The organism is Pseudoalteromonas sp. RWi3 (assembly GCF_054960735.1).
In genome coordinates, this window is sequence record NZ_JBHNYL010000007.1 from 112821 (window position 1) to 134967 (window position 22147).

Here is a 22147-nt window from a genome sequence, read left to right on the forward strand (position 1 = left end):
GGAAGACAAATAAATGAAATATGCAGTATTAGCAGGGGCCTTATCACTTTTCTCAATCACCGCCATAGCAAACGAAACATCACTTTTAAGCTATGATTATGTTGAAGTAGGCTACGCTAAAATGGACGTCGATGATATTGATGAGCTTAGCTTTGACGGCTATGTTGTAAAACTTAGCAAGCAAGTGAGTGATAATTGGTACCTAACAGGTTTATACGCCAGCACATCAGATGATCTTTTTGAGAGCGAGTCGATGGATTATCGTGAGCTTTATCAAAATGGTGATTATGTGGGCACTTCAACCTTGTATACAGAATCACGAGTAGACATTGATATTACGCGTCTAGAGCTTGGTCTGGGGTATATCCAGCAGATATCAGCAGTGACCAATATAGACTACAGCATTAAGTTGGGCAGACTGAAGTTCGAATCGGACAATACTTATTTATTTGAAGAAAGGTTTAACGGGGCAGTATTTGATTCATATTCTGATGGTGGTTCAGATTCTAGTAGTGCAGATATCCTTTCAGCAAACGTACAAGTAAGGCATTTATTAACTGACCAGTTCGAAGTTAATGCGGGTGTTGGCTACGAGCGTTTACATGATGAAGAAAGTGATAATAACCTAGTGCTTAAAGCTGGCTTTAACTACGCATTTACTGAAAAAGTAATCGTAGGTGCTGCATATCGCAATGTTAATGAATATTCTGATTTGAGCGTAACGCTACGTTATAATTTTTAATGCATAAACAACGCGTTTAAAGTGTTTAAAATGCCGCAACATTTGTTGCGGCATTTTTGGTTTACTTTTTCACTTTAGCGTTAGCAAACGCATCGGCAAACGCATTGCCCATCATCGCATTACCTGTATCGCGCTTAGGCTTTGCGGCACGAGCTTGATGGTTATTGCTACGTGAGTTATTTTGCGGCTTTTGCTTAGCAGCAGCTGCCGGTTTATTGCTTGTGTCAATATCATCGTCTAAACGCATGGTAAAGCTAATGCGTTTTCGCGCAGCATCTACTTCAACGACTTTTACTTTAACAATATCACCAGCTTTGACAACTTCGCGCGGATCAGAAATAAACTTATTAGTAATTGCTGAAATATGCACTAGACCATCTTGATGCACGCCTACATCAACAAAAGCGCCAAAGTTAGCTACGTTTGATACAACACCTTCTAAGATCATGCCTGGTTTTAAATCAGAAATTTTTTCAACACCGGCTTTAAACTCAGCGGTTTTAAATTCAGGGCGTGGATCACGGCCTGGTTTGTCGAGCTCGCTGATAATATCGGTAACGGTGGGTAGGCCGAATTTGTCGTCAATATAGTCATTTGCAACTAGCTTATTGAGTACTTCAGAATTACCAATAAGACTGTTTATATCTAAATTACTTTGCTCACTGATGCGCTTCACAACAGGGTAAGCCTCAGGGTGAACAGATGAGTTGTCCAGAGGGTCTTTACCGTTACTTATTTTTAAGAACCCCGCTGCTTGCTCAAACGCTTTTGGTCCTAAGCGCTCTACTTTTTTAAGCTCTGAACGTTTAGCGAATGAGCCGTTAGCATCACGGTAATTTACAATATTTTGCGCAAGCGTTTTATTTAATCCAGATACACGGGTCAGCAAAGGAACAGACGCCATATTTAAATCAACACCGACCGTGTTTACACAGTCTTCAACAACAGCCGTTAGCGTTTGACCAAGTTGACTTTGTGAAACATCGTGTTGATATTGACCTACACCAATTGACTTAGGCTCAATTTTAACAAGCTCTGCTAGTGGATCTTGTAAGCGACGGGCAATAGAAACCGCACCACGGATAGATACATCTAAATCAGGGAACTCTTTTGCCGCAAACTCAGACGCTGAGTACACCGATGCACCGGCTTCGCTGACAATAATCTTATTTAACTTCAACTCGGTGTTGGCTTTGATTAGCTCAGCAACCAATTTATCTGACTCACGAGAAGCCGTACCGTTGCCTATCGCAATAAGTTCCACTTTATGTTGACGACACAATTGCTCTAAAGTGCGCAGTGATTTGTCCCAATGATTTTGTGGGGCATGAGGAAAAATAGTCTGCGAGGCAAGTAATTTACCTGTGCTATCAACCACCGCGACCTTACAGCCAGTACGAAGGCCAGGATCAAGTCCAAGTGTTGTGCGTGCTCCCGCAGGTGCAGCCATTAGTAAGTCTTTTAAATTTTTAGCAAATACATCAATAGCACCAGTTTCTGCTTTTTCACGCATAGCAGCTAAAAACTCGTTTTCTAAATGTAAGCTCAGCTTAATTTTCCATGCCCATTGCACCACTGTCATTAACCAAGCACTGGCCGCTTGGTTTTTTATATCTAAGCGGTAATGGTCGGCAATCATTATGGCACAAACAATCGCTGCATCTTCGGCGCTTGGTTCAGGGTTAATACTTAGTTGTAAAATACCTTCATTGCGTGCGCGCAACATAGCAAGTGCGCGATGAGAAGGGGTTTTCTTTAACGGCTCTTGGTGTTCAAAGTAATCACGGTACTTTGCACCAGCTTGTTCTTGCCCTTTAATCACGCGAGCTTCAATTTGGCCGTGTTGGCTGATATGACTACGGAATTTAGCGAGCAGTTTTGCATCTTCAGCAAAGCGCTCCATCAGAATAAATTTCGCGCCTTCGAGCACAGCCTTGGTATCTGCAAACCCTGCACCACTATTAATAAATTGCTCTGCTTGTTGTTCAGGGCTGAGTGATGCATCTTTAAATAGGCCCTCAGCGAGTGGCTCAATACCCGCTTCAATGGCAATTTGACCTTTAGTGCGACGTTTTGGCTTGTAAGGAAGATAAAGGTCTTCAAGCTCAGTTTTACTATCTGCATTGTTAATATCAGCTTCAAGGCTAGCGCTGAGTTTATCCTGCGATTTAATGGTAGCTAATATAAACGCTCTTCGCTCTTCAAGCTCTCGTAAATAAGATAGGCGCTGTTCTAATAAACGTAATTGGGTGTCATCTAAGCCACCGGTTACTTCTTTACGATAGCGTGCAATAAAAGGCACAGTCGCGCCTTCATCAAGTAACTTTATTGCAGCAACAACTTGTTGCTGTTGAGCATTTAGCTCAGTGGCTAAACGTGCAGAGAGTGTGCTCATGCATAAACCTTTTCAAACGAAAAATAAAGCCAGTATTACTTACTGGCACAATAGACTGGTTGAATAATATCACAGTACTAAGCAATGGAAAGGCCTTAAAAGCTGAGCTTTTAAGGCCTTATTAAAATCACTGTCACAACGCACAAAAAGAGTTGTTAATGTGGGTGATCCACATGCTCTAAAACTTCACTAAAAGTATGTGCAATCGGGCTAATGTGCAATGGGATTGAAAATGTTTTAGTAATTTCTCTGGCTGAAATTAAGCCGCAAATTTCATTGTTTGCCGTCGTTACTAATAAGAACATAGCGCCGTGATGTTCCATAGTTTGCAGAGCATCACCGATACAGGCATAGCTTAAACTTTGCATGCTAACGCCTGTTAAGTGAGAAATAGGCGTCATCACATAACGTAAGCTAACATCAGCACGATTAACATTTAAACGCTGTGCAAGCATCATAATTTTAGCGCTTTGCAAATCAGCACTAGATACCAGCCCTATAAGCTTTTGGTCGTCATCAACAACCAGAATAAAATCCGTGTGCTGACTGCTTGTTTGATATAAAGCATCAATAATGCTGGTATCAAAGTGAGCACGCAGTGGGTCTTTTTGCGTAAAGTTATTAACCATTTTTAGCGCTGGAGAGGTTAAATCAATAAGCGGTTGTGTGTCGCTATAAACATGAGATAACACGCCTTTAGATACATCTTGGGTACGTAATTCTTTGAAATTAGACATAATAGCCACCATTTAAGTTTATTTAATTTATTAGTGAGAAAAGTGATTAACTAAATTAAATGACTTGGCGGCCCTCGTACTGAGGCGCGATTAAAAAGTGTGGCTAATTGAGGTTTCACATAATGTGACAGTATTAATTCAGGAGGTGGTTGAAGCGCTCCTAAATTGAGTCCGTTGGCATGTGTATCAATGTCAACGTCAAGGTTTGCTTGGTCAGGAATATCGCAAGCAATAAATTGTATTGAGTGGGTGGTTGATATTTCAGAGTCATCAAAATCGTGAGCAAAAATAGACAAACTCACACTCATTAAGAGTGTAAATAACACGGCATTATTAATTATGCGATGCATTAAGTTTGACATAACACGACCTTCCAAATACAACATCAAGTGCAAAATGCTTTACCTGAGTAACTTTATTTATAGTCCACTAACACACATTATACAATCAATTATTAACCTTATCTGAATTATCCTAGCTCACAGTTAGCTCAGTGTTTGCTTGCTTATTTTTCTCCAGGATACTCAATATGATTGATGTACCATTCTTTTTTGCCTTGTGGGGTAGTGACATAAAAATCATCGTCCACTTGTTTTTTTAGTAAAGCTCGTGCCATTGGGGAGTCGATAGAAATATAGTCTTTGCGGTCATAAATTTCGTCAGGACCGACAATTCTAAACTTTAATACTTCACCTTGTTCGTTTTCGACTTCTACCCATGCGCCAAAGAACACTTTACCGGCTTGCTCTGATGAATAATCAATGATTTGCAAATCAGGCATACGCTTACGTAAATAACGTACTCGACGGTCTATTTGTCTAAGTAATCGTTTATTGTATTGATAATCTGCATTTTCAGAACGGTCGCCAAGGCTCGCTGCCCAACTGACGATCTTTGTGACTTCAGGGCGTTTAACATTCCAAAGGTGGTCATGTTCTTGCTGTAATTGTGTGTACCCTTCGCGGGTGATTAAGTTGGTTTTCACTGTTTTTTCTCAAAATATTTAATCAAATAGGGATAAGAATCAGCCTGACTTGCCCTAGTTGTTTGAAATGTTGTGTAACAATCTAATTCAGCAATTTGTTTTTTATTGGTAAAGTTTCATTTATATTAACTATTAACAAGTCAAAAACAACAAGAATGAAAGTTATGGGACACGAAACCACAAAAGTATTAGTCGTCGATGATGATATGCGGTTGCGCAGTTTATTAGAGCGTTACTTAGTTGAGCAAGGATTTATTGTCCGTAGCGCAGCTAATTCAGAGCAAATGGATAGGCTTTTAGAGCGTGAAAACTTTCATTTAATGGTGCTCGACTTAATGTTGCCAGGTGAAGATGGCTTATCTATTTGCCAGCGTTTGCGTCAAAAAGAGAATGAAATTCCTATTGTGATGCTAACAGCTAAAGGTGACGAGGTTGATCGTATTATAGGATTAGAGCTCGGCGCTGATGATTATATCCCAAAGCCCTTTAACCCACGTGAATTACTGGCACGTATTAAAGCAATTTTACGTCGCCGCGCAAAAGAAGTGCCCGGCGCCCCTGCCGCTGAAGAAAATGAAATTAGTTTTGGTGATTTTGCACTAAACCTTGCCACACGAGAAATGACTCATGGCGACAAAACGATGTCGTTAACCAGTGGTGAGTTTGCAGTCTTGAAGGCCTTAGTTACTCACCCAAGGGAACCGCTTAGCCGTGATAAATTAATGAACTTAGCGAGAGGTCGAGATTATAGTGCACTTGAGCGTAGCATTGATGTACAAGTGTCACGGTTGCGTCGAATGATTGAAGAAGACGCTGCTAATCCTCGTTATATCCAAACTGTGTGGGGATTAGGTTATGTGTTTGTTCCTGATGGTGAAAAATAGCCTTTTATGAGTATGTTTCCCAAAAGTGCATTTGGTCAAACGGTGTTCTTGGTGGCGGCATTATTGCTTATAAACCAAGTTGTGTCCTACATTACAGTAAGTCTGTATGTCGTTAAACCGACGATCGAGCAGGTAAACCTTATCCTAGCTAAACAAGTTAAAACAGTGTTTATTGACTGGGAAGACGGTGTAGAAATTAGCAATGAAGTATCGAATAAGTTTTTCGAGATCACAGGTATAGAAGTGATGACTCAGCGCCAAGCTATGAGCGAGGGGTTAGGACAAACTCGTGAATACCCGATGCTGTCGCGAAGTATGTCTGAGCAGTTAAACGGCTCGGCCAGAGTGCGGATCAGTCAAATAGGTCCTTTGGTTTATTGGGTTGAGGCACCGCAAGCCCCAGGCTATTGGGTAAAAGTACCGCTTACAGGATTCAAAGATAATAACCTCGAATTTTTAACTTTCTACCTATCAAGTATTGGCTTTTTAAGTGTGTTAGGTGGGTGGCTATTTGCAAGGCACTTAAATCGCCCATTAAAAGAATTACAGCAAGCTGCGGTAAAGGTGGGTGTGGGAGATTTTTCGACTAAGCTTGAAGAGCATGGTTCGACCGAAGTTATGGAAGTAACCAGAGCCTTTAACCAAATGTCGCGCGGTATAGCTGCGCTTGAAAACGACCGACGCTTATTAATGGCGGGCGTATCGCATGATTTACGCACACCACTTACACGTATTCGCCTTGCCACCGAAATGATGTCGGCAGAAGAAGATTACCTACGAGAGGGGATCATCTACGATATCGAAGACATGAATGCCATTATCGACCAATTTATTGAATATTTACGTCATCATAAGCGTGAAGAGTTAGCTTTGGAGGACTTAAACGCGATTGTCTCTGAAGTGGTGCATTCTGAACAAAAGCATCAACGTAGTATTCGCTTTATTGAAGACTCAAGTCTCGATAATGTGCCGTTAAGTATGGTGGCAATCAAACGCGTAATAACCAATATGATTGAAAATGCCATTCGTTATTCTGACGGCGATATTGAGGTTCAAACCGCGCAAAGCCATGATAAAAAGTATGCCATTGTTATGGTTAACGACCATGGCCCTGGTATTCCAGAAAGTGAACTTGAAACTGTATTTGAGCCCTTCAAACAAGGCGATACAGCCCGAGGTAGTGAAGGCAGTGGGCTTGGTTTAGCTATTATCAAACGAATTATTGATATGCATGACGGAAAAGTAAAATTAGTCAACCGCCCAGAAGGGGGGTTAAGTGCACAGATTTTTCTCCCTTTGAAGTGAGTACAGTGGTGGTTCACCTGAAGCAAAATCGTTTTATCTAATGGATTCGTACGCCAATCAAAAGGAGTTACTGCAATACATGAGTGCTTTATCCATAATATCCATTTTGTTTACTGAAGTGGTGTATTTGAAAGGCAAAAAGATACTACATTTGCTTGAATGTTGTGCCCTGTGACTGATTTCTGAGTATAAAAAAGCGCGATAAGTACCGCGCTTAAATCATTTTATGTACTCTGGCTTAAATAGCTTTAAACCTAATTGCAGTACCACCACTCGTCGCTAACTTTAGCGATAATGAATCCTTGGCTGTTACGATTCGTTGCTCTATCTTGATATCGTAAGGGGTGTTTATCCACTCTGCCTTATCGCCATCTTTGTAGATTTGTGCTTCAAATACTTTGCCCGGCTCTAAAAAATCGAGTTTGATATCAATCGTACGAGCTTGCTCATCAGTCACAGCGCCTAAATACCAATCATTCCCTGAGTAGTTATCACGTTTGCGTTCTTTACGGGCAAACACCACGTAGTCGCCAACTTCACCTGCTAATGCGATACTTTGTTGCCAATCAGTGGGTACGTCTTGAATGAACTGAAATGCATCTTGTTTGGCTAAATAATTACGCGGTAGATCTGCGGCCATTTGAATTGGGCTATACATCACCACATACAAAGCCAGTTGCTTAGCTAGGGTAGTTTGCGGCCGGTTAGTATCAGCGCCTAAACCATTAAATCCCATATCAAATATGCCTGGGGTAAAATCCATTGGGCCAGCTAACATACGAGTGAAAGCAAGCATCGGAATATGCTCTGGTGGGTTAGGTGGCGTGCCCCATGCATTAAATTCTTGGCCGCGAGCACCTTCACGGGCAATCCAGTTAGGGTAAGTGCGGCGCAGGCCTGTGTCTTTAATTGGCTCATGAGTATTGATGCTAAGTTTGTGTTTAGCAGCCAGTTTTATACTGTGTAGGTATTCGTTAACCATAAATTGGCCATCATGCCATTCTTTACGAATAATGCCATTTTCATCAATACGCTTGATGTTACCGCCATCGGCAACGTAACCCGTCTTTATTTGGCTAACGTTAGATTTTTCATATAATGCGTAAGCATTTTCCATCTGATTACGGTAGTTTGTCACATTACCAGAGGTTTCATGGTGGCCAATAAGTTGCACACCTTTTTGTTTACCATAACGCGTCAGCTCGGCTATATCAAAATCATCGTATGGTTGAGTGAAGCTAAATACATCGCCGTTAAAGAACCAATCTCCGTCCCAGCCCAGATTCCAGCCTTCAACGAGTACTCCGTCAAAGCCATATTGAGAGGCAAAGTCCATATAATATTTGGTATTTTTCGTGGTGGCGCCGTGTTTTTCACCACTGCCCCATGTGCTTTCGTTTATATGCATACCCCACCAAATACCAACGTACTTGCCCGGTTTTACCCAGGAAACATCGCCTAATTTATTCGGCTCGTTTAGGTTTAAGATAATGTCAGAGTTGATTAAGTCAATGGCTTTCTCACCTATTTGGACTGTACGCCAAGGAGTAGTGAATGCCCCTTGTTTTTTAACGGCTATGCCATCTGACCAAGGTGTTAAATCCGCTTGCAATGTACCAGGTCTACGCTGGTTCAGTACCATACCTGCATAATCAACTAATGCTGCTTCATGAATACTAACGTGCACGCCATCAGCATTTTTAAATGTAAATGGTGTGTGTACTAATGCCGCGTCTTGCAAAGGCGTTGTGTTGTAAACATATTCGTAGCGATTCCAGCCGCGTGCGGGAATCCACCAAGCTGTCGCTTTATCTGCGGCGGTTATTGCAAATTCGGTCAGCTCTTTAGTGATTTCTATATCTTCAAAGCCCTCTTGTTTCGGTACTTCATAGCGAAACCCTACGCCACTATCAAACGCTCTAAAACGAACAGTGTATGTCCCACCATGCGGGGATGACTTACTAAAAGTGACTGCTACTTCATTATGATGATCAACAACCGTTTGGCGTTCTCCCCATGGTTGTTGCCAATTGCTCTGGACCTGATTAGTTGTAATGTTGGTGATTGTGAAGCCTTCATCAAATGCAGCTTGCTGCTTAAACTCAAACCCTAGTGATGAGTTTTCAATTACATTTTTATTATTAAAGCTAATTGAATAGTGAGGTGCAGAGCTTTGATCTGAAATGGTTATTTTTATTTTCTTATTAGGGGATTCAACAATAGCTTGCTTGGCAAAGCTGCTGCTGGAAATTAAAACTAATAGTAGTAGAGGTAATCGCATTGTGTGTCCAACTGATTTGATGGGTGCGCAATTAGAATAAATGACCAAGTGAAGTTTGACGAGGTGGTTGCATACGTATTCAATCGGCTGTCGTTTGTTAAGTGATAATTAAAATATCTGAAAATACGACTTAAATATGCCTATAATAAAATAAATCAAATAATAATATTGTCACCCAGATGAAGCTTCTTAGTGTTATTTTATTAATGTTGTTGGCGTTCAATAGTCAAGCAGTCACCCTTACTGTTTATAATCAAAGCCAGCAAATACAACCTAATGTTGTGGTGTGGTTGCAACCTACAACCCCCATTGCAGAACCCCCTAAGCCTGAAACTACGTTTGTGATGGAGCAAAAAGATCGCCAGTTCATGCCACATATTCTAGTTGTTGAAAAAAATGGCCTCGTTGATTTCCCTAATGCAGATTCGATTATGCATCATGTGTATTCGTTTTCTAAAAGTAAGTCGTTTGAACTTAAGCTTTATCGTGAACAACCTCAAGAACCAATCATTTTCGACCAAACTGGTGTGGTTGAGCTAGGGTGTAACATACATGATTGGATGCTAGGTTATATTGTGGTCGTTGACAGTCCATACTATGGTATTACTGATGAGCAAGGGCAGTTAACATTAGATATTCCACAGGGGGATTACACCATCAATACATGGCATGAGGGCTTTAGTGATATCAGCTCTACCGAGTCACAGCAAATAACTGTAAATAGTGACGCTACTCGTTATGAACTCAAACAAGCGTTAATACCGCGCATTGCAATTGGTGTAGATGAATATGATGATTATTAAATACACCTTTTATTCCATTGTTATACTAAGTGTTGTAACTGCTTTTAATGCAAGCGCACAAATAAAAGGGTTGTTGCAAGTAAGTGCTGTTAAGGGTGACTCACAAGCAAGTTGGCAGGAAAGTGGTGTTGGCTTATATCGCTATGATACTGACACAGATGGGTTACTGTTATCACAGGGGATGCTTGATTTTCGCACTGATTTAACTACTGCATGGTCTGCTCATGGTGTTATAAATGCTTATCAGGACCCAGAACCTACGCTGGGTTTTACGCAAGCTTATCTACAGTACAAGCCGCTGACACGGAGCAAATATAAATGGCACCTTCGAGTCGGTGGGTTTTACCCATTACTCTCACTTGAAAATCCAGACATGGGATGGTTGTCTCCTTATAATTATACCAATTCAGCCATTAACTCATGGGTAGGTGAAGAGCTCCGCACACTGGGCGTTGAAGCTACAATAAAACGTCCAGGGCGCAGCTTTAACAGTGCGCATAGCTTTTCATTTATTGGTGCAACATTTAAAGGAAATGACCCTGCCGGCACCTTATTGGCTTGGCGGGGCTTTGCACTGCATGACAGGCAAACAACATTTAACGAAAGTATTGCATTTGCGCCTGTTACTTCACTCAATACACCACAGCTTCAGTTTCAAGCTAATCAAGTATTACCATTTGAAGAGGTGGATGGACGTTACGGTTACTATGTTGGCATGCATTGGGATTATTTAAAGCAATCTCAATTTAGGTTTTATTATTATGACAATAATGGTGACCCCGCTGCGATTAATTACAGCACAGGGCAATACGCATGGGATACGCGTTTTTCAAGTGCCGCATGGCTGTATAAATTCACTAGCAAAACGCGACTAGTTATACAGGTGATGTCAGGTCGCACAGCAATGGGGGCTAAACGCGGAGTTGATAATCGATTTTATAGTCACTTTGCCTTATTAAGTCATAAATTAGCGCAACACCGACTTTCTCTTCGTTATGACTATTTTGAAGTCACTGATAAAGATGATTGGGCATTTGATCCAAATTCAAGTCATGGCGAAAGCGTGACTGCAACGTGGCGTTATCAGCTCAATCGGCAATGGCAATTGGGAGTCGAAGCTTCTGCGTTACGTAGCCAAGCAGATAATCGCCAGACAATGGGATTATCGTCGCGTATTTCACAACAACAAATTGCATTAAATGTGCAGTGGCGATTCTGATTTTAGGCAATACGATGTTTATCTACTATCTTTATACTTTAATCTCATGAGTATGTTGAGGTGATAAATGAAGTTACAAAGCATTCGTGTCAAAAGTTCGTTACCTATCGTGCTGTTAGGCATGGTCATTATTGTATTAATTGCAGGTTATACTTATTTAATTAACTTGCAAAAAGTAGCGCTTGAATCTCAATCTGAGCGCTTTTTAAATGCAATTTCGGTTGTTTTAAATGCTGATAGAGACCTTTATCAAGCGAAAGTCGCGGAGCTTCACTTAGTAACCAATAAACAAGGTGATGCAGAAGAGTTACAAAGCCACAGTGAAAATGCGCAGCAGGTTGCAGATCGTTTTAATCAATACTTAAACTACCTGTCGGTTTATCCAGAAATCACCGCTAGTTTTAATAATTTTGATACGGCATATTCTCGTTGGTTATCCGCTTCAGAGGCATTTATAAATGCACCCCAAAATAACTCTCTGAGGCAGGCGGCTGATGGTGAATTTAATGCTTTACGTGATATTTTAGATAAAGCTGGAGAGCGTGCTGAGTCGGTATCTAAAACTGAAAAGCAAAAGCTCATTGATAAGGTTAGCAGCACTAAGTGGCTGTTACTTTTGATGAGCGCAATAATCCTACTAATCGCAGGGTGGTTTAGTTACCAAATTCCGCGTCAATTAACTAAACAAATGAATTATGTCACTAATAGGATCAATGAAATAGCGTCAGGCGATGGTGATTTAACAGGGCGAATATCAATCAAAAGCCAAGATGAATTTTCTGAGCTTGCTACCGCATTTAACCGCTTTTTAGATAATTTGCAGCAGCTTATACGCGATATTTTAGAACAAGCGAATGAATTAAACACCTTGGGTGGGGATTTAAACCAGTTTGCAAACCAAAATAGCGATGTTAACCAAAAACTCAACCAGGCATCAGAATCTATTGTTAGTGCAGTCCATCAAATGAGTGTTGCCAGTCGTGAGGTTGCAAGTGTAGCTCAGCAATCGTCTAAAGAGGCTGATAACTCGCAAGCTTTAGCAAAGGATGGGCTTAGCGCCGTAGCCAGCTCTAGTAATAAAATTATCGCATTGTCTGAAAACATGGAGCACGCTAGTAGTAAATCAACAGAGTTACAGCAAAGCTCTGACAATATAGCCAAGGTGCTAGAGGTAATACGTGCTATTGCAGAGCAAACTAATCTGCTTGCACTTAACGCTGCAATTGAAGCGGCCCGAGCTGGTGAGCAAGGGCGTGGGTTTGCTGTGGTAGCTGATGAAGTTCGAACGTTGGCAACGCGCACTCAAGAAAGCACCAATGATATTCAAAACATGGTTGAGCAGTTTGCTAGCAGTGTAGAGCAGTCCTTAACAGCTATAAACAGTGGTAAAGGGCTTGCAGATGAAGCCGTGGCGTCATTTAGTCAAACTAACGACGTACTCAACGCTATGCAAAGCTCATCTATTAAAGTTAATGAAATGGCGTTGCAAACAGCGCATGCAACGGATGAGCAAACAACTGTCGCACAAGAAATAAGTCACAATTTATCATCGCTCAATGATCAAACATTACAAGGTGGAGAGCTTGCTCGCTCAACAGAAGATGTGGCACTTAGGATGAATCAACTAACAGGTAAGTTAAGCAATTTAGTGAAACGTTTTAAAGTTTAAAAGCGATTTATACTGCGTTATTAATTTTAACAATAAAACCACTAGTACTTGCAATCAATGCCTTGCCTAAATCGCTTTTAATACCAACTGAAACTATATTGCAGCAAAAAGGGGCTACAAAGCCCCTTTTTAACGACATTTAAATTTAAATCAACTTCGAGGATTACCCTTTATTTTTTATCGAATGCGCGCTGCATAAAGTTTGGTGTTGCAAGCGCACCATAATGAATCCCACTGTTGTAATACTCTGTACTCTTTGCAAGGTCAGTTGCTGCATCTTCCCTAAAGCCTGCAAATTCTTCACCTTTACGCGCAAGTGTTACCGACCATAGCCCACTTGGGTAAATAGGTTGTGGGAATGGCAATGTTTGTAAGTCATTAAAGCCTACGTCAGTCATTGCATCGCGCATTTCAACAAGCAAAGGCATATGCATTAAAGGAGACTCACTTTGTTGTACCATGATCCCACCAGGGCGCAATGCTTTTAAGCAGCTTGTGTAAAAGGCGTGGTTGAATAACCCCTCGCCTGGGCCTACAGGGTCTGTGCCATCAACAATTACAATATCGATAGACTCAGGTGCTACTTCGCGCATGTATTTAATTCCATCATCAAACATTACTGTTGCGCGGGAGTCTTGGTTTGCTTCACATAGCTCGGGAAAATACTTAAGCGACATTTGTGTAACGACTTCGTCGATATCAATTTGTATTACAGACTCAACACTTGTGTGTTTTAGTACTTCACGTAGTGTACCGCAGTCGCCACCACCAATAATAACTACATTTTTAGGGTTTGGATGGGCTAACAATGCTGGGTGGCTGATCATTTCATGATAAAAGAAGTTTTCACGACTGCTTACCATTGTGCAACCATCAATAACCATTAAGTTGCCAAAATCTGTGGTTTCGAACATTTCAACTTTTTGAAAAGGAGATTGTTTTTCGTCTAATTTTTTATTAATACGTAGAGAAAACGCACTGCCGTCGCGTTCACTGATTTCGGTAAACCATTTGCTTTGATCTAAATTTGCCATGTCGCTAGCTACACTTTTAGTTGAGTAAGGAAAAGGGGGCAATTCTGCCAGTGGTTGGCGGTTTGCTCAATGAAATTTTTATCAGTATAGCGAATATTTTCTTCTCGCTTTGGCTTAAAGGTTAATTTTTGTTAGCGTAGGATGTCATGACGTATTAAAATAACCGATTCCGCCAAACAGTTAACTTAAGAAGATTTGCCATGACTTGGGGTTTAGACACAGCACGCGCTACTTATAACGTTGCTCATTGGAGTGACGGTTATTTTGATATAAACAGCCAAGGCGAGTTGGTCGCTTATCCTGATGGCGATCAAACTAAAACGGCAATTTCGTTAAGCGAATTAACAGAGCAATTTAAAAAGCAAGGGTTAACGCTACCCGTACTGGTGCGATTTACTGATATCTTACAAAACCGAGTAGACACGCTCACTAGTGCATTTTGTAAAGCACGCGATGCTCGCGACTATCAAGGTCAGTATACGTGTGTATACCCAATTAAAGTAAATCAACAGCGTTCGGTTGTAAGTAAACTATTAGCTCACCCAAGTGGTTTAGTGGGTCTTGAAGCAGGTTCAAAGCCCGAGCTTATGGCTATACTTGGCGTTGCCACCTCACCGATTACAATTGTTTGCAATGGCTACAAAGACAGTGAGTTTTTACGCCTTGCGTGTATTGGTCAGGCGATGGGACATAAAGTCAAAATAGTGGTCGAAAAACTATCTGAATTAACCACTTTACTGGCTGAAATTGAAGATTTAGGCATTGAACCTGCAATTGGCATCCGCATCCGTTTGAATTCGGTTGGAAAAGGTAAATGGCAAAATACCGGTGGAGAAAAAGGTAAGTTTGGCTTAACAGCAGGGCAAGTGTTAAGTGCTGTTGAAGTGCTAAAGCAACACAATAAATTGCATCTGATGCAAATGGTACATTTTCATATAGGTTCTCAGATTGCCAATATTCGCGACATTCATCGGGCGTTACGCGAGTGCGCGCGTCACTTTGCTGAACTGACTCAATTAGGTGTACCACTAAACACCGTCGATGTAGGTGGTGGCTTAGGTGTTGATTATGAAGGCTCAGGCTCACGCAGTGCATGCTCTATGAATTACACAGTTGATGAATATGCGCGTAATGTGGTTAATGCATTCGCTGAAGTGTGTGAACAACATTCGCTTACTCATCCCGCTATTATTACTGAGTCAGGCCGTGCACTCACAGCCCATCACGCCGTTTTGATTACTGATGTTATTGATGTTGAAACTGCGCCTAATTACGCTAATCCAAGCGCCCCAGAGCCAAATAGCGTGTTAGTGTTAGATGAAATGTGGCAATGTTTACAACGTTTAACTCCACGTATGGCTTTAGAGATCTACCACGATGCAATGCATCTATTTAGCGAAGCACATGATCAATACGTCCATGGGTTAGTAAGTATGATGGAGTGGGCGAAAATAGAGCAGCTGTATTTCACTATTTTACATCGCGTTCGCGCGTCTTTAAGTAATGCACGTGCTCACCGCGAAGTATTAGATGATTTAAATGAAAAGCTAGCAGATAAGTTATTTGTGAACTTTTCATTGTTTCAATCACTGCCAGATGTTTGGGGTATCCAACAACTATTTCCTGTGATGCCAATAGAAAACTTGGATAAACCATTAACACAACGGGCGATTATTCAGGATATAACCTGTGATTCAGACGGTCAAATTCGCGAATATGTCGAAGGTGCAGGTATTGAAACAAGTTTACCTATTCCTCAGTATCAGCCTGGCCAGCAATACCATATTGCTATGTTTATGGTTGGTGCGTACCAAGAGATCTTAGGTGATTTACATAATTTATTTGGCGATACAGATTCAGTGCATGTGGAGCTGAACGAACAAGGTTACCAATTAACCAACGCAATAAAAGGTGATAGCGTTAAGGATGTATTAAAGTTTGTTGACTATGATAGCGCAATTTTAGCCGAGAACTTTGCCAACACGATTGCAGAATTAACCGTTAGTGACGCAGAGAAAGCGCAGTATTTAGTTGAGCTAAATGCAGGGTTAGCCGGTTACACCTATTTTGAAGATTAATATCAGACAATTTAATGAAAGGAATTAAGTCGTAATGTCTATGATCCGCTGTGTTTTTAGTATGTTTTTTTACGCCCTAAATACTGTGATTTGGTTTATTCCCATTTTTATTTTTGGCTTAATTAAATTACTGCCAATTAAACCATTGCAAAAAGCCATGAGTTGGGCAGCTAAAAAATGCGCTACTATGTGGGTGACTTGCAACTCATTCAATCAAAATGTATTTACACCGTATCAACTAAATGTGACTGGTCTTGAGCAGGTTAAGCTCAAAGATTGGTATTTGATTATTGCTAACCACCAAAGCTGGGTCGATATTCTGGTATTACAACGGTTATTGAATCGCAAAATCCCATTCCTGAACTTTTTTTTAAAAAAAGAATTAATCTATGTGCCAATACTGGGTTTAGCGTGGTGGGCTTTAGACTTTCCATTTATGACTCGTACTAGCAAAAGCCAACTTAAAAAGAACCCTAAATTGCGTGGTAAAGATTTAGAAACAACCCGCAAAGCCTGTGAAAAGTTTAAAGAAATGCCAGTGAGTATTGTCAATTTTGTTGAAGGAACGCGTTTTACGCAGGCAAAACATCAGCGTCAAAAAAGCCCATTTCCACATTTACTTAAACCTAAAGCGGGTGGCATAGCATTTGTAATGCAGGCGATGGGAGAACAAATATCAAAAGTGGTGAACGTGACTATTCAGTACCCCGATGGTATTCCTACTTTTATCGACTTCGCCAGTGGGCGTGTAAAAAATATCAATGTTCATGTTGAAGTGTTGCCTGTCAGCCCAGAGTTGATCGGAGATTACACCGCTGATAATGAGTTTAGAGTGCGCTTTCAGTCTGAGCTAAACCGATTGTGGGAAGAAAAAGAACAGCAAATTATCAAGTTAGAGCAGCAATCTAAGTGATTATAAAAAGCGAGTCTATATGCTAAAGAAAATCATACCGAACTGGCTAAATAGCCTGTTTGTATGCACTGTGCTTTTTAGCAATACTTTGCTATGGGGTACGTTAGTGCTCATTCTGGGGCTTATTAAACTCGTATTACCTTTTGCATGGGTGAGTGACTTATTGCACCTTGCCTATCAAGGGTGGTGCAGTGGTAATCACCTTGGCTTGTATTTAAGTTATGCGCAACTTGATGTCACAATTGTTGGCGATGTAAACAAGCATGGTTGGTACTTGTTAATTTCAAATCATTTTAGCTGGCTTGATGTCGTTGTATTAAGTGCGATAGATGCGTTGCCTGCGCCTAAATTCTTTTTAAAAGATGAGTTGAAGTACGTGCCTCTTATCGGTTCTGGCGCCTGGGCAATGGGAATGCCATTTATGAAGCGAGTTACAAAAGCGCAAAAAGCACGTAACCCAAAACTAAAGGGGCTCGATGTTGAGCGCACAAAACGAAGCTGTCAGCACTTTCGCAGCCACCCAACAACGATAATTAACTTTGTTGAAGGTACGCGTTTTACTGCATTGAAACATCAGGTTCAGCGTAGCCCATTTAAACACTTGCTTAAACCTAAAGCGGGTGGTGTCGCTTTTGCGTTAGAGGTGCTAGGGGAGCAATTTGATGCCATACTCAACACTACCTTGATGTACAAGGGCGAAAGTGATCATATTTGTGGCAGTTTTTTACGTGGGCAGTTAAATAAAATAACCGTGACGATTACGTTGACACCTGTCACTCCAAATTTAATAGGTAATTACCAACAAGACATTGAATTTCGAGCACAATTTCAAAAAAATATTAATCAGTTATGGATGACAAAAGACAGTGAGCTAGCACTGGCATATACACAATACAGTATTGACCCATTAATAATGGATGATAAGGAGATAGAAATCCCGTGACTAAACAAACAGATTTGCAGCAGCTCATAATGCCATGGTTTGAAGGTGTCCCTGACGCGTCACTTCTCAGCGCGCTAACTGCCACAGCAATCGGTGTGTGTTCTTTATTGTTCGTGTATTTATTTACAGGACGATTAATGCTGCCTGGCATTCAGGCTGTGGTGACTAAAGTGTCTCCACAGCGCATAGGCGCTCTTGCGCCGATGCTGACAAAGCTAAATCGTCGTTTTGCTGGCATGTTATGCTGCGTTTTGTTTTTAGCTACGTTTGATAGCATTTACCCAGTAGGTGAATTTTCAGCTGAGGTTTTTAAAATTATCGGGCAAACACTGCTAATCATCCATATCGGCTTCATTATCAGTAGCATAGTGAGTATTGCAGGTGGGATTTACAATCAGCTTGAGTTTGCACGTGAAGTGCCTATTCAAGGATTGATTCAAGTTGTTAAATTGATCACCTTTATGATTTGTGCAATCTTGATCGTGAGTATCATACTTGAAAAATCACCGACTTATATCCTCTCAGGGTTTGGTGCTATCGCGGCGGTTACTTTACTGGTTTTTAAAGACACCATTTTAGGGTTTGTTGCGAGTATTCAAATTGCCGCAAACCGCTTAGTGACTTATGGTGATTGGATTCAAGTTGAAAATTATGGCGCCGATGGTGAGGTAATTGATCTGGGTTTAAACACCGTTAAAGTGCGTAATTGGGATAACACAATTACCACTATTCCAACCTATATGCTGGTGGCCGGGTCATTTAAAAATTGGCGCGGAATGCAGGAATCAGGCGGACGTCGTATAAAACGCTCATTGAATATTGATATGAATAGCATTCGACTCGTAGATGATGAGCTCACTAACATATTGGGACAAGCCATTGTGTTAAATGACTACATTAAGTTAAGTACATTACCTGATCCAGTATCAAACTTAGGGCTGTTTCGTCGTTATGCTGAAGGGTACTTAAAACAGCATGAAAAGATAAACACTTCTTTAACGCTTATGGTACGTGAACTACAGCCATTTAATCACGGGTTACCTATAGAGTTTTACTGCTTTAGCCAAGATAAACGCTGGATATCGTTTGAGCACCTACAAGCAGAAATTATGGATCACCTGTTAGCAGTATTGCCTTTGTTTGACTTACGACCTTATCAAAGCGTTACAGGGCAATTTAGCCCTGCAACACCACAGCCGAATAGTTCAAAACCATCGATCAAAGTGGCAAATACTGCTGACCAAGCCCCACAAAAATAAAGCCTATCAGTAGCCACCATATAGGTGGCTTTGTTAACCGCAGCCAGGCAAATGCTGCAATAACAAGTGCAATGTGCAATATATTATGAACTGCTGAAGTCCAAATTGGTGAGTACAGCGCCGCTGCTAAAAAACCGACTACAGCGGCATTGAGTGCGGCAATGCTACTGGCAAAACGAGGACGTTGAGCTAATTGCAACCAACTTTTTTGCAGCGCAAACATTAGTAATAAGCCAGGTAAGAAAATAAGCAACGTTGCAAGCAGCGCTCCTGTGATTGGGTTGACGCCTGAAAACTGCGTACCTAAATAAGTGGCTATAGTGAACATGGGGCCGGGTACAGCCTGAGCACTGGCATATGCACTTAAGAATTGTTCTGTGCTTAAGTTTGTTATCCCAGCTTGGAGTATAGGTAATACAACATGACCGCCACCAAATACCATTGCACCGGCTTGATAAAACGGTGCAAACAGTTCGGCTTTGTCGTCTAAAGGCATAAAGCTAAGTACCAACAACAGTGAAAATAAGCCCAGTGCGACCCAATTAATGTGACTGATTGTTGAAGGCGGGGTATCAAGATCTTTGGGTAACTTTAGCAAAGGCCAAATAGCGCCAATGGCAGCAGCGACAACTAATACAGCAATTTGGCTAAAAAGGTTAGGCTGCAATAGCAACAGCAGTGTACTTGCTAGGGCAATTGCTTTTAATAGCCAGCTTGTGCAAAAGCTCTTTGCCATGCTCAAAGTTGCATCTGCCACTATTACCACAGCAAAAAGTTTAAGGCCTGTCACTACGGCAAAGTAGATACTGTCAAATTGGTGCGCACTGAGGGCTAATAGCAGCATGATCAGTAAAGACGGTAACGTAAACCCGATAAAAGCTGCAATACCGCCAAGCAAGCCATGGCGCTCAACACCAATTGCAAACCCAACTTGACTAGAGCCAGGCCCTGGGAGTGCTTGACTGAGGCTGATCAATTGCGCATAACGCTGATTATTTAACCATTTCAAGTTATCTACAAAATGATTCCTAAAATAGCCTAAATGCGCCGCAGGTCCTCCAAAACTCATACAGCCAAGTAAAAAAAACTGTTTAAAAATAGCAAACAACATAATAGCTCTATTTTCCTTTATGACTTTTTTATTTCATTATGACAAATTAATGTGACATTTTAATGATTTTTAAACCTTATACTGCGTTGTTACTTTTAACAACAGAGTTACTATTACACGCAATCAATGCCTTGCCAAATCGCTTTAATTACAACTGAAACTGACATATTGAGGAGGTTTGGGTATATAATGTAATAAAGGTTTAATCAAATGTAATAAGCTATGCAATTTATTGGCTATATTCTTCCTACTTTTTTCTTTTTAGCATCCAGCTTAATTGCCGTAGAGTCTCATGCTCAAACAAAAGCACCTAAAGTCTCTATTGCTGTCGATCATGCGCCACCTTATAGCCAAATCACCCCTGATGGAGAGATTAGCGGAGCAGTTGTTGACATTGTAAGAGCAATGCAAGCAAACCTTACATTTAAAATTGAATTAGTTGGTTGCCCATTCTCACGTTGCATACGCATGTTAGAACAAGGTGAAGTTGATGCGATGGGGGGATTAATATTAACGCCTGAGCGCCAACAAAAAATGGTGTTTGTTAAGCCCGCTTATATGGCTTTGTCATCGTCATTTGTATTTTATGCACGCCATAAAAGTCAGTTAAATATAACCAATTATGACGAACTCTATGGGAAGAAAATAGCGGTTATGCGAGGCGCGGCTTATTTTAAGCGCTTTAATGAAGACGAAAAATTAATAAAAGTTCCTGTACTGACAGAGCAGACGGCTATGGATTTGTTATTAAAAGAGCGAGTAGATTTAGTGATCGCAGTAGAAGATACGGCTGATCATGCTATGAGTGTGTTAAATCAACCATCCAATAAGTTAGTCAAGATGGACTATCGTTACAAAGACACTATTTTTGGCTACCTTGCGTTTAATAAAAAATTCGCAACAAATGTGATTGCTCAAAAACTCCGTATTCAAATGCAACAAATGGCTAAAAGTGGTCAGTTAACTGAGCTTGTTGCTCCGTACAAACTACCTCCTATCACTTCACAAATGCTGGACTTTTAATTCGCACTTCATTTTTTGTTCATAAACATATTGCTAACCTGATAATCAATCGAATTAATCACCAAGGACACACCATGAAATTAACTAAATCACTTTTATCTGCAACAATCGTCGGCGTATTACTCACAGGTTGTGAAACTACGAATACTGGAACGGGTGCTGCAATAGGGGCTGCTACAGGTGCTGTCCTAGGTAAAGCAACAGGCGACCATGATGATAAGCGTATCTTTATCGGCGCAGCAATTGGTGCTTTAGCTGGTGCTGCTGTTGGCGATTATATGGATAAGCAAGAAGAGGCGTTTCGTGATGAACTTGCAGGGTCTGGTGTTGAAGTGGTGCGTGAGGGAGATAATTTACGCTTAGTCATGCCATCTAATATTACCTTTGCAACTGATCAATCCTATATTTCATCTGGTTTTCACAATACACTTGATGCTATTGCAAAAGTAATGAATAAATACGAAAAAACGTATCTTAGTATTGAAGGCCATACCGATAGTACAGGTAAAGACAGCTACAACATGACGCTATCAGAGCAGCGTGCGCAAAGCGTAAAAGGCTATTTAGTAAATCAGCAAATTCTAGCTGGGCGTATTAGCACGCGAGGCTATGGTGAAACACAGCCTATTGCTAGCAACGAAAGTGCCAATGGTCGCGCGCAAAACCGCCGTGTAGAAATTCAAATCGTGCCAAATACTGAAGGTTAATATTTTATCTCAATCATTTGCTGCCTAAGCAAATGATTGAGACTATTTACCGCTGACCG

General features: G+C 41.0%; 19 protein-coding genes. 12 read left to right on the forward strand and 7 right to left on the reverse strand.

Annotated features, from left to right (window positions below; translation table 11 throughout):
• The first annotated feature begins 13 nt into the window (after positions 1 to 13).
• Positions 14 to 742: a hypothetical protein gene (locus ACFI4Z_RS11245; RefSeq protein WP_462670667.1), complete on the forward strand. Its 729-nt coding sequence runs from the start codon at positions 14 to 16 to the stop codon at positions 740 to 742.
• A 61-nt stretch (positions 743 to 803) separates the two neighbouring features.
• On the opposite strand, the gene ACFI4Z_RS11250 is transcribed toward ACFI4Z_RS11245, so the two are convergent.
• From ACFI4Z_RS11250 to greB, 4 genes are all read right to left on the reverse strand, one after another.
• Positions 804 to 3137 carry a Tex family protein gene (locus tag ACFI4Z_RS11250; protein WP_462670668.1) on the reverse strand — a complete coding sequence of 778 codons (2334 nt, stop codon included), beginning with the start codon at positions 3135 to 3137 and terminating at the stop codon, positions 804 to 806.
• A gap of 155 nt (positions 3138 to 3292) precedes the next feature.
• Positions 3293 to 3874, reverse strand: coding sequence for a CBS domain-containing protein (locus ACFI4Z_RS11255; protein ID WP_462670669.1), 582 nt, complete (start codon positions 3872 to 3874; stop codon positions 3293 to 3295).
• A gap of 50 nt (positions 3875 to 3924) precedes the next feature.
• On the reverse strand, positions 3925 to 4236 hold the full coding sequence (locus tag ACFI4Z_RS11260) for a hypothetical protein (RefSeq protein ID WP_462670670.1): 312 nt from the start codon (positions 4234 to 4236) through the stop codon (positions 3925 to 3927).
• Between the two features lie 143 nt (positions 4237 to 4379).
• Entirely contained in the window at positions 4380 to 4859 is a 480-nt protein-coding gene (gene greB / locus ACFI4Z_RS11265; RefSeq protein ID WP_462670671.1) for a transcription elongation factor GreB, read from the reverse strand.
• Between the two features lie 164 nt (positions 4860 to 5023).
• Here greB and ompR point away from each other — a divergent pair, with 164 nt between their 5' ends.
• A complete protein-coding gene (ompR, locus tag ACFI4Z_RS11270) occupies positions 5024 to 5743 on the forward strand; it encodes an osmolarity response regulator transcription factor OmpR (protein WP_394193398.1) in 720 nt (239 codons plus the stop codon).
• Positions 5744 to 5749: 6 nt separating this feature from the next.
• On the forward strand, positions 5750 to 7048 hold the full coding sequence (envZ, locus tag ACFI4Z_RS11275) for a two-component system sensor histidine kinase EnvZ (protein WP_462670672.1): 1299 nt from the start codon (positions 5750 to 5752) through the stop codon (positions 7046 to 7048).
• A gap of 238 nt (positions 7049 to 7286) precedes the next feature.
• On the opposite strand, the gene ACFI4Z_RS11280 is transcribed toward envZ, so the two are convergent.
• Positions 7287 to 9329, reverse strand: a complete 2043-nt coding sequence (locus ACFI4Z_RS11280) for a glycoside hydrolase family 97 protein (RefSeq protein WP_462670673.1) — start codon at positions 9327 to 9329, stop codon at positions 7287 to 7289.
• 179 nt (positions 9330 to 9508) lie between these two features.
• Here ACFI4Z_RS11280 and ACFI4Z_RS11285 point away from each other — a divergent pair, with 179 nt between their 5' ends.
• The 3 genes from ACFI4Z_RS11285 to ACFI4Z_RS11295 all read left to right on the forward strand — a co-directional run bounded on the left by ACFI4Z_RS11285 (position 9509) and on the right by ACFI4Z_RS11295 (position 13020).
• The gene (locus ACFI4Z_RS11285) at positions 9509 to 10132 is read left to right on the forward strand and encodes a methylamine utilization protein (protein WP_462670674.1); all 624 of its coding nucleotides are present in this window, start codon (positions 9509 to 9511) and stop codon (positions 10130 to 10132) included.
• Complete coding sequence (locus ACFI4Z_RS11290) at positions 10122 to 11351, forward strand: hypothetical protein (RefSeq protein ID WP_462670723.1); 1230 nt, start codon at positions 10122 to 10124, stop codon at positions 11349 to 11351. The genes ACFI4Z_RS11285 and ACFI4Z_RS11290 overlap by 11 nt, the downstream gene beginning before the upstream one ends.
• 67 nt (positions 11352 to 11418) lie before the next feature.
• Positions 11419 to 13020 (forward strand): methyl-accepting chemotaxis protein, encoded by a 1602-nt coding sequence (locus ACFI4Z_RS11295; protein WP_462670675.1) that lies wholly within the window; start codon positions 11419 to 11421, stop codon positions 13018 to 13020.
• Positions 13021 to 13190: 170 nt separating this feature from the next.
• On the opposite strand, the gene speE is transcribed toward ACFI4Z_RS11295, so the two are convergent.
• A complete protein-coding gene (gene speE, locus ACFI4Z_RS11300; protein WP_462670676.1) occupies positions 13191 to 14054 on the reverse strand; it encodes a polyamine aminopropyltransferase in 864 nt (287 codons plus the stop codon).
• A 200-nt stretch (positions 14055 to 14254) separates the two neighbouring features.
• Here speE and speA point away from each other — a divergent pair, with 200 nt between their 5' ends.
• The 4 genes from speA to ACFI4Z_RS11320 are packed head-to-tail and all read left to right on the forward strand — an operon-like array spanning position 14255 to position 19247.
• On the forward strand, positions 14255 to 16132 hold the full coding sequence (gene speA / locus ACFI4Z_RS11305) for a biosynthetic arginine decarboxylase (RefSeq protein WP_462670677.1): 1878 nt from the start codon (positions 14255 to 14257) through the stop codon (positions 16130 to 16132).
• 34 nt (positions 16133 to 16166) lie between these two features.
• The gene (locus ACFI4Z_RS11310) at positions 16167 to 17045 is read left to right on the forward strand and encodes an acyltransferase (RefSeq protein WP_462670678.1); all 879 of its coding nucleotides are present in this window, start codon (positions 16167 to 16169) and stop codon (positions 17043 to 17045) included.
• A 19-nt stretch (positions 17046 to 17064) separates the two neighbouring features.
• Complete coding sequence (locus tag ACFI4Z_RS11315; RefSeq protein ID WP_462670679.1) at positions 17065 to 17988, forward strand: acetyltransferase; 924 nt, start codon at positions 17065 to 17067, stop codon at positions 17986 to 17988.
• A gap of 29 nt (positions 17989 to 18017) precedes the next feature.
• Positions 18018 to 19247 (forward strand): mechanosensitive ion channel family protein, encoded by a 1230-nt coding sequence (locus ACFI4Z_RS11320; RefSeq protein ID WP_462670724.1) that lies wholly within the window; start codon positions 18018 to 18020, stop codon positions 19245 to 19247.
• Here the strand turns inward: ACFI4Z_RS11320 and chrA are convergent.
• Positions 19207 to 20358: a chromate efflux transporter gene (chrA, locus tag ACFI4Z_RS11325; protein ID WP_462670680.1), complete on the reverse strand. Its 1152-nt coding sequence runs from the start codon at positions 20356 to 20358 to the stop codon at positions 19207 to 19209. The genes ACFI4Z_RS11320 and chrA overlap by 41 nt on opposite strands.
• 222 nt (positions 20359 to 20580) lie before the next feature.
• Here chrA and ACFI4Z_RS11330 point away from each other — a divergent pair, with 222 nt between their 5' ends.
• Positions 20581 to 21381: a substrate-binding periplasmic protein gene (locus tag ACFI4Z_RS11330; protein ID WP_462670681.1), complete on the forward strand. Its 801-nt coding sequence runs from the start codon at positions 20581 to 20583 to the stop codon at positions 21379 to 21381.
• Positions 21382 to 21455: 74 nt separating this feature from the next.
• Complete coding sequence (locus tag ACFI4Z_RS11335; protein ID WP_462670682.1) at positions 21456 to 22088, forward strand: OmpA family protein; 633 nt, start codon at positions 21456 to 21458, stop codon at positions 22086 to 22088.
• The last annotated feature ends 59 nt before the right edge of the window (positions 22089 to 22147 follow it).

Bases quoted from the DNA above. Each gene is read 5' to 3' on its own strand.
- ACFI4Z_RS11245 (WP_462670667.1), top strand. From the start codon at position 14: ATGAAATATGCAGTATTAGCAGGGGCCTTATCACTTTTCTCAATCACC.
- ACFI4Z_RS11250 (WP_462670668.1), bottom strand. From the start codon at position 3,137: ATGAGCACACTCTCTGCACGTTTAGCCACTGAGCTAAATGCTCAACAG.
- ACFI4Z_RS11255 (WP_462670669.1), bottom strand. From the start codon at position 3,874: ATGTCTAATTTCAAAGAATTACGTACCCAAGATGTATCTAAAGGCGTG.
- ACFI4Z_RS11260 (WP_462670670.1), bottom strand. From the start codon at position 4,236: ATGTCAAACTTAATGCATCGCATAATTAATAATGCCGTGTTATTTACA.
- ompR (WP_394193398.1), top strand. From the start codon at position 5,024: ATGGGACACGAAACCACAAAAGTATTAGTCGTCGATGATGATATGCGG.
- envZ (WP_462670672.1), top strand. From the start codon at position 5,750: ATGAGTATGTTTCCCAAAAGTGCATTTGGTCAAACGGTGTTCTTGGTG.
- ACFI4Z_RS11280 (WP_462670673.1), bottom strand. From the start codon at position 9,329: ATGCGATTACCTCTACTACTATTAGTTTTAATTTCCAGCAGCAGCTTT.
- ACFI4Z_RS11285 (WP_462670674.1), top strand. From the start codon at position 9,509: ATGAAGCTTCTTAGTGTTATTTTATTAATGTTGTTGGCGTTCAATAGT.
- ACFI4Z_RS11290 (WP_462670723.1), top strand. From the start codon at position 10,122: ATGATTATTAAATACACCTTTTATTCCATTGTTATACTAAGTGTTGTA.
- ACFI4Z_RS11295 (WP_462670675.1), top strand. From the start codon at position 11,419: ATGAAGTTACAAAGCATTCGTGTCAAAAGTTCGTTACCTATCGTGCTG.
- speE (WP_462670676.1), bottom strand. From the start codon at position 14,054: ATGGCAAATTTAGATCAAAGCAAATGGTTTACCGAAATCAGTGAACGC.
- speA (WP_462670677.1), top strand. From the start codon at position 14,255: ATGACTTGGGGTTTAGACACAGCACGCGCTACTTATAACGTTGCTCAT.
- ACFI4Z_RS11310 (WP_462670678.1), top strand. From the start codon at position 16,167: ATGTCTATGATCCGCTGTGTTTTTAGTATGTTTTTTTACGCCCTAAAT.
- ACFI4Z_RS11315 (WP_462670679.1), top strand. From the start codon at position 17,065: ATGCTAAAGAAAATCATACCGAACTGGCTAAATAGCCTGTTTGTATGC.
- ACFI4Z_RS11320 (WP_462670724.1), top strand. From the start codon at position 18,018: ATGCCATGGTTTGAAGGTGTCCCTGACGCGTCACTTCTCAGCGCGCTA.
- chrA (WP_462670680.1), bottom strand. From the start codon at position 20,358: ATGTTGTTTGCTATTTTTAAACAGTTTTTTTTACTTGGCTGTATGAGT.
- ACFI4Z_RS11330 (WP_462670681.1), top strand. From the start codon at position 20,581: ATGCAATTTATTGGCTATATTCTTCCTACTTTTTTCTTTTTAGCATCC.
- ACFI4Z_RS11335 (WP_462670682.1), top strand. From the start codon at position 21,456: ATGAAATTAACTAAATCACTTTTATCTGCAACAATCGTCGGCGTATTA.